Annotated in this window: 22 protein-coding genes; 8 read left to right on the forward strand and 14 right to left on the reverse strand. The window is 63.2% G+C overall.

The features are described 5' to 3' along the window. Positions 1–78 precede the first annotated feature (78 nt). The 3 genes from NKI67_RS00500 to NKI67_RS00510 form a co-directional block, all read right to left on the reverse strand. Positions 79–1539 carry an amidase gene (locus NKI67_RS00500; RefSeq protein ID WP_352644101.1) on the reverse strand — a complete coding sequence of 487 codons (1461 nt, stop codon included), beginning with the start codon at positions 1537–1539 and terminating at the stop codon, positions 79–81. A 6-nt stretch (positions 1540–1545) separates the two neighbouring features. Beyond that, positions 1546–2454 (reverse strand): ribokinase, encoded by a 909-nt coding sequence (locus NKI67_RS00505; RefSeq protein ID WP_352588331.1) that lies wholly within the window; start codon positions 2452–2454, stop codon positions 1546–1548. A 116-nt stretch (positions 2455–2570) separates the two neighbouring features. Beyond that, a complete protein-coding gene (locus NKI67_RS00510; protein ID WP_352644102.1) occupies positions 2571–3464 on the reverse strand; it encodes a methylated-DNA--[protein]-cysteine S-methyltransferase in 894 nt (297 codons plus the stop codon). 162 nt (positions 3465–3626) lie between these two features. Here NKI67_RS00510 and NKI67_RS00515 point away from each other — a divergent pair, with 162 nt between their 5' ends. Then, positions 3627–4394, forward strand: a complete 768-nt coding sequence (locus tag NKI67_RS00515; protein WP_352576236.1) for a class I SAM-dependent methyltransferase — start codon at positions 3627–3629, stop codon at positions 4392–4394. Positions 4395–4403: 9 nt separating this feature from the next. On the opposite strand, the gene NKI67_RS00520 is transcribed toward NKI67_RS00515, so the two are convergent. Then, the gene (locus NKI67_RS00520; RefSeq protein WP_023675281.1) at positions 4404–4898 is read right to left on the reverse strand and encodes a DUF2244 domain-containing protein; all 495 of its coding nucleotides are present in this window, start codon (positions 4896–4898) and stop codon (positions 4404–4406) included. 22 nt (positions 4899–4920) lie between these two features. Here NKI67_RS00520 and nth point away from each other — a divergent pair, with 22 nt between their 5' ends. Next, positions 4921–5742, forward strand: coding sequence for an endonuclease III (gene nth, locus NKI67_RS00525; RefSeq protein ID WP_023675282.1), 822 nt, complete (start codon positions 4921–4923; stop codon positions 5740–5742). 34 nt (positions 5743–5776) lie between these two features. Here nth and NKI67_RS00530 read toward each other — a convergent pair whose 3' ends face one another. From NKI67_RS00530 to NKI67_RS00545, 4 genes are all read right to left on the reverse strand, one after another. Further along, positions 5777–7288, reverse strand: a complete 1512-nt coding sequence (locus NKI67_RS00530) for a tripartite tricarboxylate transporter permease (protein ID WP_352588322.1) — start codon at positions 7286–7288, stop codon at positions 5777–5779. Positions 7289–7297: 9 nt separating this feature from the next. Next, positions 7298–7765, reverse strand: a complete 468-nt coding sequence (locus NKI67_RS00535) for a tripartite tricarboxylate transporter TctB family protein (RefSeq protein ID WP_352568215.1) — start codon at positions 7763–7765, stop codon at positions 7298–7300. Positions 7766–7844: 79 nt separating this feature from the next. Further along, positions 7845–8822, reverse strand: a complete 978-nt coding sequence (locus tag NKI67_RS00540) for a tripartite tricarboxylate transporter substrate-binding protein (RefSeq protein WP_352453992.1) — start codon at positions 8820–8822, stop codon at positions 7845–7847. A gap of 185 nt (positions 8823–9007) precedes the next feature. Further along, positions 9008–9463: a DUF2214 family protein gene (locus tag NKI67_RS00545; RefSeq protein WP_352453993.1), complete on the reverse strand. Its 456-nt coding sequence runs from the start codon at positions 9461–9463 to the stop codon at positions 9008–9010. A 225-nt stretch (positions 9464–9688) separates the two neighbouring features. Here NKI67_RS00545 and NKI67_RS00550 point away from each other — a divergent pair, with 225 nt between their 5' ends. The 6 genes from NKI67_RS00550 to NKI67_RS00575 all read left to right on the forward strand — a co-directional run bounded on the left by NKI67_RS00550 (position 9689) and on the right by NKI67_RS00575 (position 15681). Next, positions 9689–10228, forward strand: coding sequence for a GNAT family N-acetyltransferase (locus tag NKI67_RS00550; protein WP_352576228.1), 540 nt, complete (start codon positions 9689–9691; stop codon positions 10226–10228). 207 nt (positions 10229–10435) lie between these two features. Next, the gene (locus NKI67_RS00555; RefSeq protein ID WP_352576226.1) at positions 10436–11413 is read left to right on the forward strand and encodes a Bug family tripartite tricarboxylate transporter substrate binding protein; all 978 of its coding nucleotides are present in this window, start codon (positions 10436–10438) and stop codon (positions 11411–11413) included. 158 nt (positions 11414–11571) lie between these two features. Beyond that, positions 11572–12105, forward strand: a complete 534-nt coding sequence (locus NKI67_RS00560) for a tripartite tricarboxylate transporter TctB family protein (protein ID WP_352453996.1) — start codon at positions 11572–11574, stop codon at positions 12103–12105. A 4-nt stretch (positions 12106–12109) separates the two neighbouring features. Continuing rightward, the gene (locus NKI67_RS00565) at positions 12110–13633 is read left to right on the forward strand and encodes a tripartite tricarboxylate transporter permease (protein WP_352568211.1); all 1524 of its coding nucleotides are present in this window, start codon (positions 12110–12112) and stop codon (positions 13631–13633) included. A gap of 15 nt (positions 13634–13648) precedes the next feature. Next, on the forward strand, positions 13649–14833 hold the full coding sequence (locus NKI67_RS00570) for a CaiB/BaiF CoA transferase family protein (RefSeq protein ID WP_352465929.1): 1185 nt from the start codon (positions 13649–13651) through the stop codon (positions 14831–14833). Further along, on the forward strand, positions 14830–15681 hold the full coding sequence (locus NKI67_RS00575; RefSeq protein ID WP_352465928.1) for a citryl-CoA lyase: 852 nt from the start codon (positions 14830–14832) through the stop codon (positions 15679–15681). The genes NKI67_RS00570 and NKI67_RS00575 overlap by 4 nt, the downstream gene beginning before the upstream one ends. A 78-nt stretch (positions 15682–15759) precedes the next feature. Here the strand turns inward: NKI67_RS00575 and NKI67_RS00580 are convergent, their stop codons facing one another. From NKI67_RS00580 to kdpB, 6 genes are all read right to left on the reverse strand, one after another. Beyond that, entirely contained in the window at positions 15760–16269 is a 510-nt protein-coding gene (locus NKI67_RS00580; protein ID WP_352465927.1) for an NUDIX hydrolase, read from the reverse strand. Between the two features lie 130 nt (positions 16270–16399). Next, complete coding sequence (locus tag NKI67_RS00585) at positions 16400–16705, reverse strand: hypothetical protein (protein ID WP_023675294.1); 306 nt, start codon at positions 16703–16705, stop codon at positions 16400–16402. Positions 16706–16826: 121 nt separating this feature from the next. Beyond that, positions 16827–17519 carry a response regulator transcription factor gene (locus NKI67_RS00590; RefSeq protein ID WP_023675295.1) on the reverse strand — a complete coding sequence of 231 codons (693 nt, stop codon included), beginning with the start codon at positions 17517–17519 and terminating at the stop codon, positions 16827–16829. Beyond that, positions 17516–20257, reverse strand: coding sequence for a DUF4118 domain-containing protein (locus NKI67_RS00595; RefSeq protein ID WP_352588308.1), 2742 nt, complete (start codon positions 20255–20257; stop codon positions 17516–17518). The genes NKI67_RS00590 and NKI67_RS00595 overlap by 4 nt, the downstream gene beginning before the upstream one ends. Positions 20258–20310: 53 nt before the next feature. Further along, positions 20311–20880, reverse strand: a complete 570-nt coding sequence (kdpC, locus tag NKI67_RS00600; protein ID WP_023675296.1) for a potassium-transporting ATPase subunit KdpC — start codon at positions 20878–20880, stop codon at positions 20311–20313. 12 nt (positions 20881–20892) lie between these two features. Continuing rightward, a complete protein-coding gene (kdpB, locus tag NKI67_RS00605; protein ID WP_352465925.1) occupies positions 20893–22986 on the reverse strand; it encodes a potassium-transporting ATPase subunit KdpB in 2094 nt (697 codons plus the stop codon). Positions 22987–23173 lie beyond the last annotated feature (187 nt).

Consider the following 23173-nt stretch of genomic DNA (forward strand, 5'->3'; position numbering starts at 1 on the left):
TGCGGCGCGCTGTCGCGATCAATGCATGACGATGAGTTGCGTGCAAGTCGGCGAGGCGCCGACAATGCGGAGCTGATTTCAGCAGGCGCCGGCCTGCCATGGCAGCGTTGCCTCATAGGCGGCAGCCGCCCTCAGCACGGAGAGGTCACCGCGCGGCCGCCCGATCAATTGCATGCCCATTGGCCGGCCCCTGGCGTCGAAGCCCGCCGGTACGTTGACCGCCGGGCAGCCGCCCATCGCGGCGAGCGCTGAGACCTGCATCCAGCGGTGATAGCTGTCCATGGCACGCCCGGCCACTTCCCTTGGCCAGTGAGTGACGACATCGAAGGGAAAGACCTGTGCGGCTGGCAGCGCAATCAGGTCGAAACGCTCGAAGAGCGACAGCAGCATTCGATGCCAGGACGAGCGCCTCACCGTGGCGGCGTGGATCTGCGGCGCGGTGAGGCGCAGTGCATGTTCCACCTCCCAAACGGCCTCCGGCTTCAGCAGACTTCGTTTCAGGAGATCGTCGTAATGCGCCTTGAGTGCACAACCGCTGCTCGCCTGGCGAAGCGTTACAAAGGCTTGCCACAGCGCTTCGAAGTCGAATTCCGGCATCAGCGGCTCGGCCTCGAAGGATACATCCGCGAACCGGCCGAGTGCTGCCTCGCAAAGCTGTAGAATGCCTGCTTCAACCGGCAGATGGCCGTTAAGATCGCCGAGCCAGGCGATGCGCCCGCCGGCCGCCGGTGCTTCCAGCCCTTCGAGGAACGAGCCTGGTTTATCATGCGACAGCGGCGCGCGAGGATGATAGCCGGCCTGAACGTCGAGCAGCAACGCCATGTCACGCACGTTACGCCCCATCGGCCCTTCGACGCCCATTTGCGCAAGAAACACATCAAGGTCAGGGCCGGCCGGCACCAATCCCTGCGATGGACGGAAGCCATAGACATTGTTGTAGGCAGCGGGATTGCGCAGGGAACCGCCAAAATCGCTGCCATCGGCAATGGGAACCATGTCGAGCGCCAGCGCGACCGCCGCACCGCCGCTCGAGCCGCCGGCGGTCAGCGCCGGGTCAAATGCGTTGAGCGTCTGTCCGAACACGGTGTTGTAGGTGTTGGAGCCGAGCCCGAATTCGGGAACGTTGGTCTTGCCGATGATGATCGCGCCGGCCTTGCGGGCGCGCTCGACGAAGAAGTCGTCTTCCTCAGGCACAAAATCGGCGAAGATCGGCGAGCCGAAGGTGGTTCTCAGGCCGTTTGTTAGCGCAAGATCCTTAATCGCGATCGGCAGGCCGAACAGCGATCCGGTATCTCCTCCTCGCGCCAGATGGGCGTCAGCGCTGTCGGCCTCGCGCAGGATGTCGGCACGCTCACGCAATGAAACGATAGCGTTGACCAGCGGGTTCACCGCCTCGATCCTGTCGAGGAATGCCGCGACCACTTCGCGCACCGAAAGCTGCCGGCGCCTGATCTTCCCGGCAAGCGCCACGGCAGACAGGCGGCAGATGTCGCCGGCGGGCGGCACCGCATGCTTGGTCGTCGGGCGCATGGCTGTCATCCGGCTTCAGCCTGTAGATTTCTGCAGGGCGGCATCGACGTCCCTGGCCAGCGGGATGGCCGGCTGTGCACCGGCTTTCAGGCAGGCCAGCGAACCGGCTGCGGCAGCGCGGGCAAGCGCCTGGTCGAGCGGCAGGCCGGCTGCCAGCCCGGCTGCAAAATAGCCGCAGAACGTGTCGCCGGCACCGACCGTGTCGAGCGGGGTGATCTTCAGCGCCGGAACCATCAGGAGATCGTCCGGCGTTGCCGCCAGAACGCCGTCCGAGCCAAGCGTGACGACGATGGTGCGGCCGGTTCTCGCGGCATAGTCGCGCATCCGTGCCGGGCGGTCGCGGCCATTCAACGACAGCGCCTCGCCATAGAGGTCGAACTCGGTTTCGTTGGCGACGAGATAGTCGGCCTTGCCGAGGAAGCCGGCCGCGTCGCCATGGAAAGGTGCGGTGTTGAGCACGGTCATCGCGGCGGCTGTCCTTGCCGCGTCGAGTGCTGCCTCGACGGTCTGCAGCGGGATCTCCAGTTGCAGCAGCACGACGTCGCCGTTTTTTACGAAAGCCTTGGAAAGGTCACCCGGCACGACCGAATCATTGGCGCCCGGCACAACGGCGATCACGTTCTCGCCGTCGGCGCCGACCATGATCAACGCGGTACCGGTCGAGGCAAAGGTCTCGCCGACGCCGGACAGGTCGATCTTGCCGTCGCGCAGCAGCGCGAGAGCGTCGCTGGCGAAGCTGTCCTTGCCGACCGCGCCGACCATGCGCACCTTGGCGCCGGCGCGGGCGGCGGCCAGCGCCTGGTTGGCGCCCTTGCCGCCGGGGGCAGTAGCGAAACCGGAGCCGCGCACGGTCTCGCCGGGACCGGGCAAGCGGTCGACACTGGCGATGAGATCGAGATTGATGGAGCCGATGACGACGATCAAGAAGTGCCTCCCGCTAGCGCATACCACTCTAATTGCGCGGGAAGCTACTCCGTAAGATCGCTGCTTGTCACCCTAGCGGTCCTTGCATCGCTCCAATCGTTCCATTCGTTGGCTATTCAAGAAGAGACCTGTCCCGCCTCCCAGCCGAGGATGGCGCGTTTGCGGGTCAGGCCCCAATGGTAGCCGGTGAGTGCGCCGGACTTGCCGAGAGCCCGGTGGCACGGCACGACGAAGGACATCGGATTGGCACCGACCGCGGCACCGACAGCCCGGCTGGCGCTCGGTGCGCCGATGCGCGCGGCGATCGAGGAATAGGTGCAGGCCTGGCCCATCGGAATACGCAGCAAGGCCTCCCAGACACGGACCTGGAAGTCTGTGCCGATCATGACGACGCGCAGCGGCTGGTCGGCGCTCCACAGCGACGGATCGAAGATGCGCGCGGCATAGGGCGCCGTCGCCGCCATGTCCTCGACATAGGTCGCATTCGGCCAGCGGCTGGACATGTCGGCAAAGGCCGCACGCTCGCCGCCGGGATCGTTGAAGGCGAGGCCGGCAAGGCCGCGGTCCGTCACCATGATCAGCGCGATGCCGAAAGGTGAGATATGATAGCCGTAGCGGATGGTGAGCCCTGCGCCGCGGGTCTTGTAATCGCCCGGCGACATCGCTTCGTGGGTGACGAACAGATCGTGCAGCCGGCCTGGGCCGGACATGCCGAGTTCGAACGAGGTTTCAAGCAGCGGCATGCCGGCATCGAGCAGCTTGCGCGCATGATCGAGGGTGACGGCCTGCAGAAAAGCCTTGGGCGACAGGCCGGCCCAGCGGGTGAACAGCTTCTGCAGCCCGGTCGGCGTCTCGCCGACCTCCTCGGCCAGCACTTCCAACGAAGGCTGGTCGCGATAGTCGAGGCTGATCTTTTCGATGGCACGACGGACGATTTCGTAGTCTCCACCTTCAGGCGTGATGTCTTTCTGAAGGATTGCTGTCGTTTTGAGAGGCATTTGGGCGTTCATGGCAGTATCTCCTTGAGTGCGAATATCGTCCTTCGCGGCGCCGATCACCACCCGAAACTTGCTTTCCCGCAGCATGTACCCAGATAGAGTCGGCTTTGAATGGGAAGGACGGTCGTGGCTGGTGAAAAAGTAAACTTGACCGGGGCAAAGGAGACTTTGCTTTTGACACTTTACGGCAAGGCGCTGGAGAGCCGGCTGCCCAATTCGCTGCTCAGGGACTACTTTGCCGACGAGGCGGTGCGCAACATCGATTATGATTTCTCACGGCTCAAGGTCGACAACAATCTCGGCATCGGTCTAGCAATCAGGGCAAAGACGCTGGACGTCTGCGTTCAGGACTTTCTCGCCCGAAATCCTGACGCCATCGTACTGCATCTCGGGTGTGGGCTCGATACGCGCATATTCCGTATCGACCCGCCAGCCGGCGTGGACTGGTTCGACGTCGACTATCCCGAAGTCATCGATCTCAGGCGCAAGCTCTATCCAGTGCGGGATCACTACCATCTGATCGCTTCGTCGGTCACCGAACCTGGATGGCTGAACAAAGTACCTCGGGATCGCCCGGCCATAGTCGTGGCGGAAGGCCTGACTCCCTACCTGGGTGCCGAGGAGGGGCAGCAACTGTTTTCTCGTTTGGTGGGACATCTTTCGAGCGGCGAACTGGTTTTCGATGCCTATAGTCGCCTGGGACTGAAGATCATTCGCCTCAATTCCTCCTTCCGCGCCACCGGCGCCGAGGTCCACTGGAGCATCGAGAACCCGCATGAATTGGAGCGAGCCGTTCCGAAGCTGCGGTTCGTCGAGGACATCCCTGCCTATAAGCCGGAACATGCCGCTCGCATGCGCTGGTTCGCGAAACTGTTCGTTCGCCTTTGGAAATACATTCCAGCATTGCGCAAGATCGGCAGGCTGTTGCGCTATCGGTTCTGAAACGCTGGCTCAGCGCGCCTTGGCGGCTGCCAGAGCGCGCGAAAATGCGGTGGCAAAACTTTCGCGGTCGGCAGGGTTGAGGAAGCCGCCGATCGAGACGGTTTTTCCTTGCGCCTCGACCGCCATTCTGGTGATGCCGATCTCGGCGTGGCGGGCGATCGAAAAGCGCGCCCAGAACGGATTGAAGCGGTGTGCTTCCGATTTGCCTGACGGGGCAGTCTTGCGGATGTCGAGGCTGGTGCGCGACACCGATACCTCCTCGCGAGCCCGGGCGGCACGATAATTGGCGCGGAAGGCGATGTAGACGGCGATCACGTCGAGGCCGAAGAAGCCGAACACCGGCCAGGCGCCGCGCGACAGAAAAAAAGCTCCGGTCACCAGCCAGCCGAACAGCAGGGCGCCCATCAGGATGGCAAAGCCGGTCTTGCCCAGCGACCGGTGCGGTGTCAGCAGCGCCTGGAAAAATGGCTCGTCGGCCTGAAATGAGGCGTTTGTGTCGCTCATTGGGGAATATTATAGGAAGGCAATGACAAGCCCCAAGCCCAAAAACTCTTCTGCGCTAAAAAAAGACCTGTTGCCCGGCCGCCGCGACGGCTCGAACGTCAAGCCGCGTCCGCGGCCGGCGAGATCGCGGGCGCTTTACAGCGCGGCCGAGGTGCATGAGATTTTCCGGCGCTTTTCCGTTCAGCGGCCGGAACCGAGGGGCGAGCTCGAACATATCAACGCCTTCACGCTGTTGGTGGCGGTGGTGCTTTCGGCTCAGGCGACGGACGCCGGCGTCAACAAGGCGACGCGGGCGCTGTTCAAAATCGCCGACACGCCGCAAAAGATGCTGGCGCTAGGCGAGGCCAAGCTCGGCGACCATATCCGCACCATCGGGCTATGGCGCAACAAGGCCAAGAACGTCATCGCGCTGTCGGAGGCGCTGATCCGCGACCATGGCGGCGAGGTGCCTGAGGATCGCGATCAACTGGTCGAGCTGCCGGGTGTCGGCCGCAAGACCGCCAACGTCGTGCTCAACGTGGCATTCGGCCAGCATACGATGGCGGTCGACACGCACATCTTCCGCATCGGTAACAGGCTCGGCCTGGCGCCGGGCAAGACGCCGGAACAGGTCGAGCAAGGTTTCCTGAAGATCATTCCGGATGAATATATGCGGCACGCGCATCATTGGCTGATCCTGCACGGCCGCTATGTCTGCAAGGCGCGCAAGCCGGATTGCCCGGCCTGCGTCATCGCCGATATCTGCAAGGCCAAGGAAAAGACGACCAGCGTGCCTGCACCGCTGGTCGAGATCGCGCCGCTCGGGCCAGTAGAAGCGGCTACTGAGTCAGTGCCCGGCAAGTGACTCTGAAGTTCCTCGTATGTGGCGCCGTCCACATTCAGGAACTCTCCTCGACGAACACCTCCTCGCGCTTCTTCCTGACCGCGGGGAGAAACACGATGACGAGCACGGCAAGCGCGATGAGGAGCAGGCTGGCGCTGATCGGCCGCGTCACGAAGGTGCTCGGATCGCCGCGCGAGAGGATCATGGCGCGGCGTAGGTTTTCCTCGAGCAGCGGGCCGAGCACGAAGCCGAGCAGCAGCGGCGCAGGTTCGCAGCGCAGCTTGGTCAGGAGGTAGCCAAGCAAGCCGAAGAAGGCGACGGCATAGAGGTCGTAGACGTTGGTGTTGACGCTGTAAACGCCGATCGAGCAGAACGCCATGATGATCGGGAAGAGCACATAGTAGGGGATGGTAAGAAGTTTCACCCAAAGCCCGATCAGCGGCAGGTTCAAGATGATCAGCATCAGATTGCCGATCCACATCGAGGTGATGATACCCCAAAACAGTGCAGGCTGTTCGATGGCGACATTGGGGCCGGGCACGATGCCCTGGATGATCATCGCGCCGATCATCAGCGCCATTACCGGGTTGGCCGGAATGCCGAGCGTCAGCATCGGGATGAAGGAGGTTTGGGCGCCGGCATTGTTGGCCGATTCCGGTCCGGCGACGCCTTCGATGGCGCCCTTGCCGAATTCCCCGGGATTTTTCGAGACACGTTTTTCGACTGTGTAGGAGGCAAAGGCGGCAAGGATCGCGCCGCCTCCCGGCAGGATGCCGAGCGCCGAACCGATGATCGTTCCGCGCACGATGGGAGCCGCCATGCGCCGAAAATCTTCGCGGGTCGGCATAAGGCCGGAGATCTTTCGGATCAGCACGGAACGCTCATGCTCGTTTTCGAGGTTGCGCAGTATCTCGGCGACGCCGAAGACACCGACCGCCACTGCGACGAAATTCAGCCCGTCGGCATATTCGCGGATACCGAGTGTGAAGCGGGGCGTACCGGTGTAGATATCGGTGCCGACAAGTCCCAGCAGCAGGCCGAGCACGACCATAGCCAGCGCCTTGACGATCGAGCCGTGGGCGAGCGCGACGGACGAGACCAGGCCGACGATCATCAGCGAAAAATACTCGGCCGCGCCGAATCTCAGCGCTATCGCCGTCAGCGGTGGGGCAAAGATGGCGACGAGGAAGGTCGACACCGTGCCGGCAAAGAACGAGCCTATCGCCGCGGTCGCCAGGGCTGCTCCGGCGCGGCCGTTCCTGGCCATCTGATAGCCGTCGATTGCGGTGACGGCCGACGAGGATTCGCCGGGCATGTTGATGAGAATGGCGGTGGTCGAGCCGCCATACTGCGCGCCGTAATAGATACCGGCGAGCATGATGAGAGAGGAAACCGGGTCGCCGATCTGGAAGGTGATCGGCAACAGCATGGCGATGGTTGCGGTGGCACCGATGCCGGGCAGAACGCCAATCAGCGTGCCGAGCAGGACGCCGATCAGGCAGAAACCGAGGTTTGCCAAAGATGTGGCTGTCGAAAAGCCGAGTGCGAGGTTGTTGAGGAGTTCCATTTCATCTCCTCACAACGACAGTGGCAACCACGGGCCGAAACGCCGAAACGGCAGGCCGAGTGCGTAGCTGAAGACGACGAATGCGAACAGCGTCAGGCCGGCTGACAGCACGAGTGCAGTCAGCGGCTTCATACGGCCGCTACCGAAAGATGCGATCAGCGCCGTCAGGAAGATCGACGGGATGAAGCCGAGGCCGCGCACCGTCAGGCCGAAGAAGATCGGAGCAGGCAGGATGAACAGCATGCCGCGCCACGCAATGTAACCGATCGGCTCACTCTCGAAGCGCACTGCCTCGACTAGGATGACGGCGCCGAGCAGAATGAGCACGATCGCCAGAACCAGGGGGAAATAGCCCGGCCCCATGCGAAAGGCGGTGCCGATTTCGAGGCCCAGCGACTGCAGCGCGAAAAAGGCGCCAATAAAGATCAACAGCGCGGCGCATATGCCGTTGGTTCTGTCGATTGCGAAAGGTTTCATGGCGTCCTCCCGGCCCGCCTCACGGGCGTGCCGATGCCGGTGTAAAAACGGGGCGCTGGCGGCGCCCCGTTGAAAACCTTTAGTCGGCGTACTGGCCGGCCGCTTCGATGATCGGCTTCCAGCGCGCAATCTCACTTTCCAGCTTGGCCTTGAGCGCGGCCGGCGTGGCATCGGCCTCGGGCGACGGCTTGGTGCCGAGTTCGGCAAATCGGGCGACGACGTTCTGGTCCTTCAGCGCCACCTGCAGAGATTTCGACAGGCGTTCGGTGATCTCGGCCGGCGTGCCCTTGGGTGCATAGATGCCGTGCCAGATGCCGACCTGCACCTGGGGAAGACCGGCCTCTATCGTCGTCGGCACGTCCGGCAGCACGTCTAGCCGTTGCGGCGAGGTTACGGCATAAGCCTTGATCGTGCCGCCCTGGATCTGCTTGGTGGTATTGGTCGTCTGGTCGCACATGATGTCGACCTGGCCGCCGAGAAGATCGGTCATGGCCGGGCCGGTGCCCTTGTAGGGTACGGTGACCAGCGGCGTGCCGATGGCGCTCATAAACAGCATGCCGCACAGATGCGAGGCGGCACCGATCCCGGCATTGGCAACGGTGATGCTGTCCTTGTTGGCCTTGGCGTAGTCGACCAGCCCCTTCAGATCGGTCGGCTCGAGGTCCTTGCGGCCGACGATGGTCATCGGCACCTCGGTGACGAGGCCGACATATTCGAATGCGTTCAGCGTGTCGTAGGCGAGCTTTCTGTAGAGCGTAGCACTTGTCGCCATGCCGATGTGATGGAGGAGCAGCGTGTAGCCGTCAGGCTCGGCATTTGCGACGCGGCCGGCGCCCAGTGTGCCGCCGGCGCCGCCGACATTCTCGACGATGACCTGCTGGCCGAGGTCCTTCGACATGGCTTCCGCGACAAGACGCGTGACGGTGTCAGTAGGGCCGCCGGCCGAAAACGGCACGACAATGGTGATGGTGCGTTCGGGGTAGGTCTGCGCGCCAGCGGCCGGTGGGTAAAGCATGGCGGCCGCAGCGACAGCCAGCGCGGCGACGAATTTTCTCATCGTGATTCCTCCCATGATACGAATTACCAACCGCTGCGTGGAGTTCCTCTCAAAACTGACTGTAGATGGAGCAATAACTAGCGCAACCCGACAAATGACAATCGGGCTCAAACGGCAAACTGCACGTCTATCCGCGCAAATGAGTGGGAAGGCTGGGCCGTGCGATGCCCTTCCTCCAACCTATGCTAGTAGCCATAGCCGCGCGCCATCGCCGCCGCGAACACCGGGATCAAGAGGAAGATGAAGGCCGCGGTGCGGACATAGGTGCGAACGGACGCTAGCTCCGCCGCAGGCACCTGGAAGCCGGAACTGGCGCTCGCCTGCCTGTTCCAGGACAGGAATCGGACGGTCGGGATAATCGACAACAGGCCGACAATTGCGAAAGCGGCCATCTTTGCCCAGAACATCCAGTTGTAGACGTAGAATTCCCAGCCCTTGAGACCATAGATGACGCGGCCGATGCCGGCGACGATGATCAGCATGGCGATGATGCCGTAGTGGCGATCGATGCCGACAAGCCGCTTCAGCGTCGCGGCGGACAAGTCGCTGCGGATCAGGACGAACTCGGCGCCGATGATGCCTGCCAGCGAAAACACCAGCAGATGATGGAAGATGGCAAGCACAAGGTCGGTGGTGTCCATGCTGTTCCCCTCTGTCGGACGGCAGCGCCGAAACCGAACGCACGTGAACCAATACTGGCGAAAAATAACACTGCTTGGCAGAATTCACATCAGCCTGGAAGATAATCTACACAGCCTTGGCTCTTGTTTTACGCAACGGATTTTGATTCCCCGTCTCATGCATGTCGCTGTCCTAACCGTTGGATGACCTGCATTAGGCACCGGCAACACAACCGAGACATGACCATGGCCAGTCCGCATACAATTGTCGCCCCAGTGATTGAGACCTCTCGCACGGTCCTGCGGCCGCACCGGCTGGACGATTTCGACGCCTATGTCGCAATGTGGGCCGATCCCGTCGTCACCCGTTTTATCGGCGGCAAGCCGCGCACGCGGGAGGAAAGCTGGATGCGTTTCCTGCGCCATGCCGGCCTGTGGTCGCTTCTGGGCTACGGCTTCTGGGCGATCGAGGAAAAGGCGACCGGCCGCTTCATCGGCGAGGCCGGCTTTCACGATCTGAAACGCGACATGACGCCGTCGATCGAGGGCATTCCGGAGGCCGGCTGGGCTCTGGTTTCGGGCGTGCATGGCCAGGGGTTGGCCAGCGAAGTCGTCGCACGGGTGCTTGCCTGGGGCGATGAGGCATTTGCAGCCGCGAAGACCGTCTGCATCATCGATCCGGAAAACACCGGCTCGCTGAACGTCGCGGCAAAATGCGGTTATGGCGAAGTGCTGCGAACCGTCTACCAAGGCAAGCCGACCATCCTGCTGGAGCGGCAACCCTGACGGATGCTGTTTGGCACTGCCTGCCACGTCGTCTTCGGGCGTCCGGTCCGCCAGCCTGAAAATCGCGCAGGCCGATTGTGCCGCATGCGGCGTGTTCTGTCTTTGACAGGAGGACGCAAACTCTGCATGAATTTTATCGAGCGGGTCTGAAGTCAGGCCACGTTTCTGGCAGGCACCGGAGGAGGTGTCGCGATTTGGAGGAATCCCATGCTGAACAGACGCCGATTCTTGATGAGCACCGCGGCAGCAGGTGCTGCCGGACTCGCGCAATCGCATTTTATCCCCGCCTTCGCGCAGGACGCGCCGCAGCTGCAGATTTTCGTGCCGGCGGCGCCAGGCGGCGGCTGGGACCAGACGGCGCGCGCCATGGACCAGGTGCTGCGCAGTGAAAAACTGATCTCCGGCTCGCAGATCACCAATGTCGGCGGCGCCGGCGGTACTGTCGGCCTGCCGCAATTCGTCAATCAGTGGAAGGGCAAGGGCAATGCGCTGATGGTGGCTGGCATGGTCATGGTCGGCGCGATCATCGCCAACAAGGCGGCTAACAACCTTACCGAGGTCACGCCAATCGCCCGCCTTACTGGCGAGTTCGAGGCGCTTGTGGTGCCGGCCGCCTCGCCGTTCAAGACGGCCGCGGACTTTGTCGCTGCTCTCAAGGCTGACCCGACGCAGGTTCCGGTTGCTGGCGGTTCGGCCGGCGGCTCGGACCATATATTGTTCGGCCTCATCGCCAAGACCGTTGGTGTTCCGGCCACCAATCTTTCCTATGTGCCGTTCGCCGGCGGCGGCGAGGCGCTTTCGGCGCTGCTCGGCAACCAGGTCGCGGCCGGCATCTCCGGCTATGGCGAGTTCGCCGAACAGGTCAAGGCGGGTGCGCTGCGGCTGCTGGCCATCTCCGCGGACAAACGCCAGGAGGGGATCGATGCGCCGACGATGAAGGAAGCCGGCATAGATGTCGAGCTGTTCAACTGGCGTGGCGTCTTCGCACCGCCCGGCGTCTCGGACGCCGACAAGGCAGCAATGATCAAGCTGATCGAGACCATGGCCAAGAGCGACGCCTGGGCCACCGAATGCAAGAACCGCAACTGGACGCAGATCCTGCTCACCGGTGACGATTATGCGAAATTCGTCGCAGAAGACACGGCCCGCATCGGGACGATCCTCAAGGACCTCGGCCTAGCGTGATGCTCTCGGCAAGGGGCGGCAGCCTGCGCCAACCCTTGCCGACTTTCGCCAGCCGCATGGACATACGCGGCGCCGGAGGTGAAACTACGCCGAGATCGGCCGAGTGAGACCGGTCCAAGGAGAACCGGCCCGAAGGGACCGACATTGGGAGGACGATGATGAGCACCAGCGACCAGCCGGCGCCGCCGCGCCTTGCAGTGCCCGAACTGCTGATCGGCGTCGGGCTCCTCGCCTGTGCCGGTGCGGTTGCCTGGCAGACGCTGGCAATCCCGGTGTCGCCGCTCTATTCCAAGGTCGGTCCGACCGTCTTTCCCTACATCACCATGACCGGGATGATGATCCTGTCGCTGCTGCTCATCATTGCCGCCTTGCGGGGCGGATGGCAGCCGGAGGACGAAAAGGAGACGCCGACCGACTGGAAGGCGATGGGCATCGTCGCCCTCGGACTGATCGCCAATCTGGTGCTAATCCAGCCGCTCGGCTTTACCGCTGCATCTGTCATCATGTTCGTTCTCATCTGCCACGGTTTCGGCAGCCGGCGTCCGCTGCGTGACGTGCTGCTCGGGCTGATCCTGGCGCTGGCCGCCTATTTCGGCTTTGCCAGGGCGCTTGGCGTCAATATCGGCGCCGGCTTCATCGAAAACCAGCTGAACGCGATCGTCGATTCGGTCGTTGCCATGCTGAGGGGCTGACGCCATGGAAACGCTCGGCCATCTCGCGCACGGATTTTCGGTCGCCTTCTCGCCGATCAATCTCATATGGTGCCTGGTCGGCACCACGCTGGGGACTGCGATCGGCGTGCTGCCCGGCCTCGGGCCGGCACTGACCATCGCGCTGCTGTTGCCGATCACCTATCAGGTGGCGCCGGAGGCGTCCTTCATCCTGTTTGCCGGCATCTACTACGGCGCCATGTATGGCGGCTCGACGACATCGATCCTGCTCAACACGCCTGGCGAAAGCGCCACCATCGTCACCGCGCTGGAAGGCAACCGGATGGCCCGCTCCGGCCGCGGCGGTGCGGCCCTGGCGACCTCGGCGATCGGCTCCTTCGTCGCCGGCACGCTGGGCACCATCGGCGTTGCCTTCCTGGCGCCGATCGTCGTCAAATTCGCGCTGGCCTTCGGCCCGGCCGAATATTTCTCGCTGATGGTGCTGGCCTTCATCACGGTTTCGGCAGTGCTCGGCTCGTCGTCGGTGCGCGGCCTGACCAGCCTGTTCGTCGGCTTCGTCGTCGGCATGATAGGCGTCGACCTGCAGACGGGGCAGCCGCGCTTCACCTTCGGCACGAGCGAATTGCTCGACGGCGTCGACGTCATCGTCGTCGCCGTTGGCCTGTTCGCCGTTGGCGAGACGCTTTACATGGCCTCGCGCCGTTATGCCGGTAAGGACGATATCGTGCCGTTGAAAGGGTCGCTCTATATGACCGCGGCCGAATGGTCGCGCTCGTGGAGGCCATGGCTGCGCGGCGCCCTGATCGGCTTCCCGATAGGCGCCATGCCGGCCGGCGGCGCCGAAATCCCGACCTTCCTGTCCTATGCGATCGAGAAGAAACTCTCCAGACACAAGGAGGAGTTCGGCACCGTCGGCGCCATCGAGGGCGTTGCCGGGCCGGAGGCCGCCAACAATGCATCCGCGGCCGGCGTGCTGGTGCCGATGCTGACGCTCGGCCTGCCGACCTCGGCGACGGCCGCGATCATGCTGTCGGCGTTCCAGAGCTACGGTATCAATCCGGGGCCGCTGCTGCTGACGACACAGGCCGACCTGGTGTGGGGGCTGATCGCCAGCCTGTTCATCGCCAATTTCATCCTCGTCGTCCTCAACCTGCCGCTGATCGGGCTCTGGGTGCGATTGCTGAAGATCCCGGCCCCGCAACTCTATGCCGGCATCCTGGTGTTCGCCACGGTTGGCACTTACGGCATCTCGCAATCGCCGATCGACCTCGTCATCCTCTATCTGCTCGGTGCCGCCGGCTTTCTGATGCGGCGTTTCGATTTCCCGACCGCGCCCGTCATCATCGGCATGATTCTCGGGCCGCTTGCCGAAACGCAGTTCCGCCGCGCGATGACCATCTCCAACGGCGATTGGACGGTGTTCTACAAGCATCCGCTGTCGCTGACGCTGCTGACGCTGGCCTTCATCGGGCTGGTTGGACCGCATATCTGGGCCTACATCGAGCACAGACGCATGCGTGGACCGGAGCACGTGCCGGGCGATGCCTGAGCTGTTCGTGACGTCATGACAGACCTGCTTTCCGGCATCCGCATCCTTGACCTGACCAATGTGCTGGCCGGCCCCTATTGCGCCTACCAGCTGGCGTTGCTCGGGGCCGACGTCATCAAGGTCGAGACGCCGCAAGGCGGTGATCTGGCGCGCCAGCTCGGCGCCTCGCCGGAGCTCAACCGGGCGGGCATGGGCGCTTCGTTCCTGGCGCAGAATGCCGGCAAACGCTCGGTGGCGCTCGATCTCAAGCAGGAGGCCGGCCGCGAACGCTTCCTCGATCTGGTCGCTTCGGCCGACGCGCTGGTCGAGAATTTCCGCCCCGGCGTAATGGACCGGCTGGGGCTTGGCCATGCCAGGCTGAAGGAGGTCCGGCCAAGCCTTGTCTATTGTGCGATATCGGGCTTCGGCCAGACCGGGCCGATGCGCGACAATCCAGCCTACGACCAGATCATCCAGGGTCTTTCCGGGATTATGAGCATCACCGGTACACCGGAAACGGCGCCGCTGCGTGTCGGCTATCCGGTTGCCGATACGCTTGGCGGGCTGGTCGGGGCGTTCGCCATTACCGCCGCATTGGTCAAGCAGAAGACGACAGGCGAGGGCGCGTTCCTGGACGTGTCGATGCTCGAATGCACGCTTTCTGCGCTCGGCTGGCCGGTGTCGAACTATCTGACGGCGGACGTCGAGCCGCAGCCGATGGGCAATGAAAACATGACGGCCGCACCGTCTGGCGCGTTTCGCACCGGCGACGGCTTGCTCAACATCGCAGCCAACAAGCAGGAGCAGTTCATCGCGCTGTGCCGATTGATCGGCCGGCCGGAGCTGGCCTCGGATGTCCGCTTTGCCGAGCGAGAAACGCGCAAGCAGAACCGCATTGCATTGAAAGCGCTGATCGAGGATGCCTTGGCGAGCGGCTCGGCCGCCGCCTGGGAGGAGACGTTCAATCGCGCCGGCGTGCCGGCAGGCCGGGTGCTGACAATCCCGCAGATACTGCAGGAGCAACAGGTGATCGAGCGCGGCATGACGGCGCGCTTCCAGGCTGTGTCCGGAATGGACAAGCCGCTGACCGTGGTGCGCGGCGGCTTCATGGTCGATGGCAAGGCACCTTTGCCGAGCAGGCCGCCGCCGGGGCTGGGCGAGCATATGGACGAGGTTTTTGCCGACCTGCCGCCACGCGCCAAGAAAAGAGCGAAGGCATGAGCGGAACGCAAAACAAGACTGGTCGCGCGCGCGGCGAGGAATGGTGGCAGACCGGCATCATCGAGATGCGCCCCGGCGTCATCCGGCTGCGCGGCTATGAAATCCAGGATCTGATCGGTCGCGTCAGCTTTCCGGCAATGATCTGGCTCATGCTGCGCGGCGAAACGCCAAGCGAGGAGCAGGCGGCGCTGCTTGGCATCGCGCTGGGTGCTGCCGTCGACCATGGGCCGCAGGCGCCGTCGATCGCCATCGCCCGTATGGCGATCACCTGCGGCGTCGGCATCAACAGCGCCATGGCATCAGCCGTCAACGTGCTTGGCGATGTGCATGGTGGCGCCGGCGAACAGGCGCTTTCCTTCTACGGAGACATCGCTGCCGAACTGGACGCCGGCATGCCGCTTGCGGACGCCGTGTCGGCGCGGCTCGATCGTTTCCTTGCCGGGGAAAACGGTTATGTGCCCGGGCTCGGCCATCGTTTCCATCCGGTCGACCCGCGGGCGCCCCGCCTCATCGAGCTAACCCGCGACTTTGCCGCGCGCGGCATCGTCAGCGGGCGCTTCGCCGATATCGCCGAGGCGATCGAGGCCGAGGTGGCGCGGCGCAAGGGCAAAAAAATCCCGCTCAATATCGACGGCGCCACGGCCGTCATCTACGGCGAGCTCGGCTTTCCGCCGCCGCTGACGCGCGGCCTTTTCGTGCTGTCGCGCTCGGTCGGCATCCTCGCACATGCGTGGGAACAGTCGCAGGAAAGCGACCGCAACAAGGGGCCGCTGCCGCGCGAATGGCTGTGGGCCTATACCGGCACGCCGGCGCGGCCTCTGCCCGAGGAAGACGATGGCAGTCAGTGAGGCATCGGTTCAAGAGACGGCGGCGGCGGGCGCTGGAACCAATTCCATCCCGACACAGTCGGGGCAGGCCTCCATCTTCTATTGAGCGGGATCTTTTCCGAACGCCGGACCCTGCTTTTTGGGATTATGCTCCAGCTCGGCAATCCTGATGTTCCTCACCAGCGTCGAAAGATCCGGCTCGTCGATGAGCAACGCCGCGTCGGCTGGTGCCAGCCACGCACGCTGACGCCTCTTGGATTCCTGCCAGTCGGCAAGTTCCTCGGTTACCTCCAGCAAATAGACGACGACGTCGACACGGACGAAGCGGTTCGCCAGCCGCTTCCAGTAGCAATAGGTGCCGGCCGGCTGTTTCAGTGTCTTGCCGAGAACGCCGGCTTCTTCCTGTGCTTCGATGGTGGCCGCCTTGCGGCCGCTCTTGCCCTTCATCGGCCAGCCCTTCGGCACAATAAAGCGCCTTGTCGTTCGCGATGTGACCAGCATCACCTCGACTTCGCCATGCTCGTTCAGCCGAAACGGAATCGCCGCGACCTGGCGAATCCGGTCGCCCTCCCTTGCCTTGCGTACGACCTTCTTCTTGCTGGCTGCCATTCGATAATCCAGTCGAGGCGGTGCCCAAACGGCAAGGGCAGCGTTGCAAAGTCGGCCGCTTTCAATGGGGCGCAAGCGGAGCGGTTTCCACAATATATAAGTCGGCTAAATAAATGGAAAGGGCCGGTCGTCAGCGGCAGGTGCTGACAAAGCCGCTCCCCGACGGCAGCAACTGGCAAGTTGGCCTCATCTGCGGCACCTCCTGCCGTTGCGGTGTTGGGATTTGGCGATCCTGGGCACGGTACTGCTGTTGCTGCTGCTGGTATTGCTGCCGCCGCAGCCTGTTCTCCAACATCTGCAACTGGTCTTGCTGGATCAACACGTTGCGGTCGGCGGGACTGACGACCTGTGCCGATGCAGCAGGATTTACGCCCGACAGCATCGCCGCGGTCAGCATTGCCGACCCTAAAAACGTCAATAGACGAAGCCGTGACATCCATTCATTCCCGCACAAAACCGATCTTTCCTTAATATAGGGCTTTTGTCCGACGACACCATGGCCGCCGCTGATTTGAAGCGGATTGGAAGAGGCATTTCGGCTTCGGATGCTCCTCGCGTCAATCGACTTCGCGCAGCCGGTATCCGACGCCGGTCTCGGTCGTGATATAGCGGGGCTGGTCGGGCGTCTTCTCAATCTTTAGCCTGAGTTGCCGGACATAGACTCTGAGATATTGAACGTCGGTGGAATCGCCCCAGACCTGCTTCAGCAGGAACTGGTGGGTGAGAACCTTGCCGGCGTGCTGCACCAAGGTGCGAAGAATGTCGTATTCCTTCGGCGAGAGCTTTATCTCCTTGTCCTCGACCTTGACGACGCGCTTCACCAGATCGACGGAGAGGTCGCCGGTTTGGAACACCGGTCTCTCACCCTGCTGCTGAAACTTGTGGCGAAGCGCTACGCGGATGCGTGCGACAAGCTCGTTCATACCGAACGGCTTGGTGACATAGTCGTCGGCGCCGAGTTCGAGGGCGGACACGATGCCGGCCTCATCAGTGCGGCTGGAAAGAATAACCACGGGAATGTCCAGGCCATCATCCCGCCATTTGCGCAGCAAATCATGGCCGCTCATGCCGGGGAGGCCGAGATCGAGCAGGACAAGGTCCGGCTTTTCCGTCTCGATGAGTTCAATCGCCGCCCTGGCGTTCGGCGCCTCGCTGATCGCGTAGCCTTGGCTGCCAAGCCCGACGCGAAGCAGTTTCCGGATCGGCGGTTCATCGTCGACCACCAATATCCTGACGTCCAGGCTCGTCATGCCAGATCGTCCATATTTTGATGGCCCGCATCGGGTTCGCCGAGGTTGGGCAGTTCCGCCGGCACCAGTTGCATCCTGATGGTGAAAACCGCCCCCGAGCGGTCGGACCTGTTTGCCGCCGAGAGCGTCCCGCCCATCGCTTCGATGAAGCCGCGGCAAATCGACAGGCCGAGCCCCGTGCCGGCACGCACCTGGTCACCCTTGCGCACACGGTAGAAAGTGTCGAAAACGCGCTCTAGATCCGCTGGCGGAATGCCTGGTCCCTCATCCATGATCTGCAGGATGACGAAGCCGTTGTCGGCCCAGGCTTGCAGGCGGATCGTCGAACCTGGCGGCGCGTATTTTGCAGCATTGTCGAGGAGGTTGAACAGCACCTGTTCGAACAGAACGGGGTCGACCCGCAACATCGGCAGATCCGATGGAATGTCGATCTCGGTCTTATGCTCGCCGACGATTTTGCGGGCCCGATACAGAGCTGAACCGACAATGTCGCCGAGATAGTGAAACGCATAGTTCGGCTCCATCGTGCCGGATTCGATCTTGGTCATATCGAGCAGATTGGCAATGAAGCGGTTAAGCCTCTCCGCTTCATCGAGCACGGTCGACAGCAGTTCCGTCCGGTCCTGCTCGGGAAGTGCGGCCTCGAAGTCCCTGAGTGTTCCGGCCGCGCCCATGATGGCGGCAAGTGGCGTCTTCAAATCGTGGGAAATGGAGGTGAGCAAGGCCGAGCGCAGACGGTCTGCCTCGGCCGCGAGCTTGGCCCGGTCAACATCGGCGACGAGCTGGATGCGCTCGATGGCGACCGCCGCCTGGTCGGCGAGCGCATCGAGCAGACGCTGCTGCTCGGGTGTCAGCAGCGGACCTTGCTTGTCGTTGTCGAGGCCGACAACGCCCACCGCCGTGCGTCCGGTCCGCAAGGGCAGATAGAGGCGCTTTGCTCCGGGCAGCGTGTCGGCGCCGCGCCCGGCGGCGCGGTTATGCTCCCAGGCCCAGCGGGCTGCTGCGATGTCGGCCTCGGCCAGCGTGTCGTCGGGTGGGTAGCCGGCTTTGACCGCAATTGTGCCGTTCTCCGGCAGAAGCAGCACCACGCGCAGCTTCAGCATCGAGGCGATCTGGAAGGCAGTCGCCCAGAGAACGTCATCAAGCGTCCCAGCGCCGGCGAGCTTCTTTGAGAAGAGATAAATATCTTCTGTGGCGCGTGCCCGCGAGCGCGCAGCGACCGCCTGACGCTGCACGCGCGCTGTTAGATTGCTGGCAATGACCGCAACAACCAGGAAGACAGCCAGCGCAACGATGCTCTCCGGATCCTCGATCGTCAGCGTGTAGCGTGGTTCCAGGAAGAAATAGTTGAAGGCAATGGCGCTGATGAGGCAGGCATACAAAGCCGGCCAGAGACCGCCGGTCACCGCCGACGTCAGGACCCCAATGAGAAAGATGATCGCCAGATTGCGGACGTCGAGAAACTGGTCGAGAAGAACGGCGAAGGCGAGCGAGCCAACAACATAGGCCGTGGCCCTGAGATAGGGCCAGATCTCGAACTGCCACTGCTCGTCCGCCGCCTTGACGGTCCTCGACGTCGCCTCGGCGTTGCGTTCGTTTCCCGAAATGACATGGACGCTGATGTCGCCGGCATTGCGGATGAGATCGTAAGTGAGCGAGCCTTCGATCAATTCCCGCCAGCGCGATCGGGTCGGCCTGCCGATCACGATATGGGTGAAGTTGTTCGCCGTCGCATGCCGAACGATGTCTTGCGCGACGTTCTGACCCGGAATGGTCGTCACCTCGGCACCGAGCTGCTCGGCAAGGCGCAGCTGCGTCGCCAGCCGATCCTTGTCCTCCTCGGGCATGGCCGCTGAATGAGGGGTATCGACATGAAGCGCCGTCCAAGGGGCGCGGAGCCGGTCGGCCAACCTCCGCGCATAGCGTACACGGGCCGCCCCGCCCGGACGCGCATCGACGCAGACGAGAACCCTTTCCCCCGCCGCCCAAGGCCCGGGTATCGCGTGGGCCTGCATGTGGGTCAGCAACTGCTCGTCGACCCGCTGGGCAGTGCGGCGGAGCGCCAATTCCCGGAGCGCCGTCAGATTGCCCGGCGAGAAATAGTTCTCGATGGCGCGCTGGGCGGTGCTGGGGATGTAGACCTTGCCTTCCTCAAGCCGCTTGATCAGATCGTCGGGGGTGAGGTCGATGATCTCGATGTCGTCGGCCTGGTCGATTATGGAGTCGGGGACAGTTTCCCGCACCCTGACGCGGGTGATCTGCGCCACGACATCGTTCAGGCTCTCGACGTGCTGGATATTCAGCGTCGTGTAGACATCGATGCCGTGCGTCAGGATTTCCTGGACGTCGAGATAGCGCTTGGGGTGACGGCTGCCGGCGACGTTGGTGTGGGCGAGTTCGTCGACCAGAACTAGGGCCGGGTGCCGGGCGAGGATGGCGTCGAGATTCATCTCCTCAAGGATCCGCCCCTTGTAATCGATCTCAAGGCGAGGAATGACCTCGTAGCCTTCGACCAGCGTCTGGGTTTCCTTGCGGCCGTGCGTCTCGACGATGCCGATCACCACGTCGACCCCGTCGGCCAGCCTGGCGCGGCCCGACATCAGCATCTCGTAGGTCTTGCCGACACCGGGGGCGGCGCCGAGAAATATCCTCAGGCGACCGCGCTCCTCCCGCTCGGCATGCTCGAGCAGCGCGTCGGGAGAGGGCCTGGTTTCGGCGGTGCGGCTGTCGTCTGGCATAAGGGTCAATCATGAACGGCGCCGGCTTCGGTGTCGATCCCGGCGCCGGTCCTTCACTGTTTCATCGCATCGTCCAGCGCAAGGTTGAGGGCCAGCACATTGACCACCGCCTCGCCGATGAATCCCAATTCGCGATCTTCGACATGGCTGTCGACAAGCGATTTGATCCTGGATTCATCGACGCCCCTGGCCTTGGCCACCCTGGCAACCTGAAAATAGGCCGCATCGGGGCTGATATGCGGATCGAGGCCGCTGCCGGACGTGGTGACCAGATTCATCGGTACCGGCTGGCTCGGGTTTTCGGCTCTCAGCTTTTCGGCGTCGCTCTTGATCCTGTCGATGAGCTTCGGGTTGGTCGGGCCGAGATTCGAGCCGCCCGAGGCGGCGGCATTGTAGCCGTCGCCGGCAGCCGACGGGCGGCCATGGAAGTAGCGGTCGCTTTCGAAAGCCTGGCCGATCAGCTCGGAACCGACGAGCTTGCCGTCCTTCTCGATCAGGCTGCCATTGGCCTGGCGCGAAAACAGCGCCTGGGCAATGCCGGTCATGCCGATCGGATAGACCAAACCCGTCAGAATGGTGAAGAAGACGATCATGACGATCGCGGGCCTGATTTGATTGAGCATCGACGAGGTTCCTTAGGCGAGACCGAGAGCGGTGATGGCCATGTCGATCATCTTGATGCCGACGAAGGGCACTACGACGCCGCCAAGGCCATAGACAATGAGATTGCGGCTGAGCAGCGCACCGGCGCCGACCGCGCGGTATTTGACGCCCCTCAGCGACAGCGGGATCAGCGCAATGATGATCAGCGCGTTGAAGATGATGGCCGAGAGGATAGCGCTCTGCGGCGTCGCCAGATGCATGACATTGAGCGCTTGCAGCGGCCCGGCGGTCTGGCCCGGGGCGATGTAGAAGACGGCGAATATTGCCGGGATGATGGCAAAATACTTGGCCACGTCGTTGGCGATGGAGAAGGTGGTCAGCGAGCCACGCGTCATCAGGAGCGCCTTGCCGATTTCGACGATCTCGATCAGCTTGGTCGGATCGCTGTCGAGATCGACCATGTTGCCGGCCTCGCGCGCCGCGACCGTGCCGGTGTTCATGGCAACGCCGACATCGGCCTGCGCAAGGGCCGGCGCATCGTTGGTGCCATCGCCGCACATCGCGACCAGTTTGCCTTTGGCCTGCTCGTCGCGGATCAGCTTCAACTTGTCCTCGGGCGTCGCCTGGGCAAGGAAGTCGTCGACGCCGGCTTCCGCCGCGATCGCCGCCGCGGTCATCGGATTATCGCCGGTGATCATCACCGTGCGGATGCCCATGCGGCGCAATTCGGCAAAGCGTTCTGCGATGCCGCCCTTGACGATGTCCTTCAGATGGACGACGCCGAGCAGGCGCCCGTCGCGCTCGACCGCGAGTGGAGTGCCACCCGATTTGGCGATCTCGTCGGCGATCGCCTGAAGGTCGCGGACGGTGTCGCTGCCGGGGCGCGTACTGCCTGTGGCAACGGTCGAGAGGTTGACGTGGGCAAGTACCGCATCGACTGCGCCCTTGCGGACCGAGGAGCCTTCCAGATCGACACCGCTCATGCGGGTTTGCGCGGTGAAGGGCACGAAAGTCGCGTGCAGGCTTGCCATGTCGCGGGCGCGGATGGCGTATTTTTCCTTCGCCAGGACGACGATCGAGCGGCCTTCCGGCGTTTCGTCGGCAAGCGAGGCAAGCTGAGCCGCGTCGGCCAGTTCCTGTTCGGTGACGCCCTTGACCGGACGAAATGCCGTCGCCTGACGGTTGCCCAGCGTGATGGTTCCGGTCTTGTCGAGCAGCAGCGTGTCGACATCGCCGGCCGCCTCGACGGCGCGGCCCGACATGGCGAGCACGTTGAAGCGCACCAGGCGGTCCATGCCGGCAATGCCGATAGCCGACAGCAGGGCGCCAATTGTGGTCGGGATCAGGGTAACGAACAGGGCGACCAGCACGGTCACCGAGATATAGCCGCCCGAATACGAGGCGAAGCTCGGGATCGTCGCCGTCGCCAGCACGAAGATCAGCGTCATGCCGACGAGCAGGATGTTGAGCGCGATCTCGTTGGGTGTCTTCTGGCGCTCGGCGCCCTCGACCAGCGAGATCATGCGGTCGAGGAACGTATGACCGGCAGCCGCAGTGATGCGCACGCGGATCCAGTCGGACAAGACCTGCGTGCCGCCGGTCACCGCCGAACGATCGCCTCCGGATTCGCGGATGACCGGTGCGGATTCGCCGGTGATGGCCGCCTCGTTGACCGACGCCACGCCTTCGACCACCTCGCCGTCCGAGGGGATGATGTCGCCGGCTTCGACAAGCACGATGTCGCCGACCTTCAGGCTGGTGCCGGGCACCAGTTTGAACTTGCTGCGGTCGCCACCGTTCAACAGCTTGGCCTGCGTCTCGGTTCGCGCCCGACGCAGCGAGTCAGCTTGCGCCTTGCCGCGGCCTTCGGCCACCGCTTCGGCGAAATTGGCGAAGAGCACGGTGAACCACAGCCAGATGATGATCTGCAGCGTGAAGCCAAGATCGCCGCCGCTGGTAACGAGATCCTTGACGAACAGCACGGTGGTGAGCGCCGAGACGACGGCGACGACAAACATCACCGGGTTTCGCATCAAGGTGCGCGGGTTCAGTTTTCTGAAGGAACCGCCGATAGCGGGCCACAGAATGCGGGTATCCATGATGCTCACGGATTTCGACGGGCTCATTTGGTAGCTCCAGTGTCGATGTTGTTGACCGGTCGATCGTGTGCCGAACGAAGGTGCGGCGGCCCGTAAGCCAGCAGCCAGATCATGATCAAGGCTGCCGCAATAGCGAGGAATGTGGACAGCGTCGGGAAAGGAGGAGGCGTTTTCTCCCCCTCCGGCTCGGGGCGATGCCGGACCTTTCGAGGTA

Origin of the sequence: Mesorhizobium sp. M0408, from assembly GCF_040321495.1 — a bacterium.
Lineage (GTDB): Bacteria > Pseudomonadota > Alphaproteobacteria > Rhizobiales > Rhizobiaceae > Mesorhizobium.